This is a genomic window from bacterium (genome assembly GCA_030654305.1).
GTDB lineage: Bacteria > Krumholzibacteriota > Krumholzibacteriia > LZORAL124-64-63 > LZORAL124-64-63 > PNOJ01.
The window spans coordinates 1-2,582 of the sequence record JAURXS010000175.1; the positions used below are offsets into that span (position 1 = coordinate 1).

General features: G+C 72.2%; 1 protein-coding gene. It reads right to left on the reverse strand.

Annotation, left to right across the window (positions count from 1 at the left end; translation table 11 throughout):
• The coding region (locus Q7W29_04660) for a carbohydrate-binding protein (GenBank protein ID MDO9171108.1) at positions 1 to 2,582 on the reverse strand (2,582 nt) is incomplete at both ends.

Here is a 2,582-nt window from a genome sequence, read left to right on the forward strand (position 1 = left end):
GCTGGGCATGCGGCTCGGAGCAGTCGGCCAGTGCCGCCACGGCTTCGCCGCGCACCAGCAAAAAGCGCATGTGGCGGCCGTCGCGCAGCAGCGTCAGCTCGGCCCGGGGCCAGTGCAAAGGCAGGCAGGGGGTGAAAAACAACTCCTCGGCCCCAATCTCCAGGCCCAGGATCGACCCCACCGCGGCGCGGTGCAGCCAGCCCGCGGCGCCGGTGTACCAGCTCCAGCCGCCGCGGCCCTCGTAGGGCGGCGCGCTGTAGACATCGGCCGCCATCACATAAGGCTCCACGCCGTAGTGCGGCCCCCAGTCGGGGTGTGCCGCGCGGTAGGCCGGGCTCAGGTAGGTGAAGTAGCGGTAAGGCGTGTTGCGGGCAAAGCTGTTGCCCGGCTCGCGCTGCGCCAGGGCGGCCGCGGCCATCAGCGCCCAGACGCCGGCGTGGGCGTATTGCCCGCCGTTTTCGCGCACGCCCGGCGGATAGGCCTGGATGTAGCCGGCGCTGGGCTGGGCGTGTTGCAGTGGCGGGTGAAGCAGGCGGATCAGCCCGTGCGCCGGGTCCACCAGCTGCGCCTCCACCGCGTCCATCGCCTGGCGCTGGCGCTCGGGCGAGGTCTGGTCACTCAGCACGCTCCAGGCCTGCGCGATCAGGTCGATGCGGGCCTCGGCCTGCGTGGACGAACCCAGCGCGCTGCCGTCGTCGAAGAAGGCGCGCTTGAACCAGGCGCCGTCCCAGGCTTCGCTGCCCAGCGCGACGCGCCAGCCGGCCAGCGCGGCTTCCCAGGCGCGCGCCCGGTCGCGTTCGCCGCGAGCCCGCACCAGCGGCAGCCAGGCGATCACGATGCTGCACAGGAACCAGGCCAGCCAGACCGACTCGCCACGCCCTTCGCTACCGACGCGGTTCATGCCGTCGTTCCAGTCGCCGGTGCCCATGAGCGGCAGGCCGTGGGCGCCCACCGGCAGGCTGCGGTCGATGGCGCGTGCGCCGTGTTCGTAGACGCTGGCGCTTTCGCGGCTGATGCCGGGCGTGTCGTAGCGGTCTTCCGCGCCCTCGGGCACCGGCGGGCCGTCAAGAAAGTGCACCGCTTCGTCCAGCAGGGCGGTGTCGCCGGTGGCCTGCAGATAGTGGGAGGTGGCCAGCGGCAGCCACAGCAGGTCGTCGGAGAAATGCGTGCGCACGCCGGCGCCCCCCGGTGCGTGCCACCAGTGCTGCACGTCGCCGGCCTCGAACTGGCGCGACGCACAGAGCACGATCTGCGCACGCAGGATGGTCGGGTCGGCCCCCACCAGCGCCATCGCGTCCTGCAGCTGGTCGCGGTAGCCAGTGGCACCGCCGGCCTGGTAAAAGCCGGCTTTGGCCCACAGGCGCGATGACACGGTCTGGTAGAGCAGCCAGCGGTTGACGAGCGCGTCAAAGAGCGGGTCGGGCGTGCTCACCTGGGTCGCGCCCAGCAGCGTGTCCCAGCGCGCGCGGGTGTGGCGTTCGCGCTCGCGGGCGTTGGTCGCGGTGGCCTGGCGCATGAGCGTTCGCGCCGCCTCGGGGTCGGGCGCGTAGCCGATCAAAAAGACCTGATCGAGCGACGCGCCGGGGCGCAGCGTGACCGGCCGCGACAGCGCGGCACACGGGTCCAGCCCGAAGCCGCTGCGCTGCCCCAGGCGCTGCGGCAGCACCAGCTGGCCCTGGCGGTCGAAGAAGGCCCGGCGGTCGCAGGTCCAGTCCAGGCCTTCGGGGTCGTGCACGCCTTCGTGCGATTCGCAGAAGAAGGCGGTGCCCCCGCCAAAGCCGCCCGCGGCCTCGGTCTGGGTGCAGAGCAGCCCGATCAGGCCACTGCCCGGAGGGCTCACGAAATACGGTTTGCTCAGCAGGCTGCCGCGGTCGCTGCGCTTCTCGCCCATCATCCACTCCACCAGGCCGGTGATGCGCAGGTGGGCCTTGCCACTGCCGTGGTTGCGCAGCCGGATGCGCACCTGCTTGACCGCGGTGTCGGCATCGACACTCCAGCTCACCGACGCGGCCAGCGACCCGCGCCGGTGGTCAATGGTGGTGAGGCCCTGGCCGTGCACCACCTGGTAGCTGACGCCTTCGGCGGCCCAGGCCGACGGGGTCATGCTCCAGACCTCGCGCGTGCGGCGGTCCTGCAGCAGGAAACATTCGGAGGGCGGGTCGCCGACGGGGTCGTTGGCCCAGGCGGTGAGCTGGTTCAGGCGGCTGTTGAGCGCCCAGGTGTTGCCGCCGCCGCTCTCGGACAGCAGCGCGCCGAAACCGGGGTTGGCCAGCACGTTGCACCAGGGCCGCTGCGGTGTCTCCGTGGCGCTCGCCTCGAAGGCGAAGGCGCCGATGTCGCTTGCGAACACGCCCTCGGCCGGCGCTGGCGCGACCTCGCCCAGGTGCAGGGGCACCGGGTCCGGCACCTCGGGCTCTCCGCGCCAGTTGCACGCCACCGGCGTTTCGTGGCGGTCGCACCAGGCGCGCACCTGGTGCAGCAGGGCCTGCCCGTCGGCCTGCAGCTGCACGCGCGCCAGGTTTCGCAGCGTGATGATCTGTTCGGCCGACAGTTCGTCCGCGCGCAGCAGGTGCAGGCCGGTC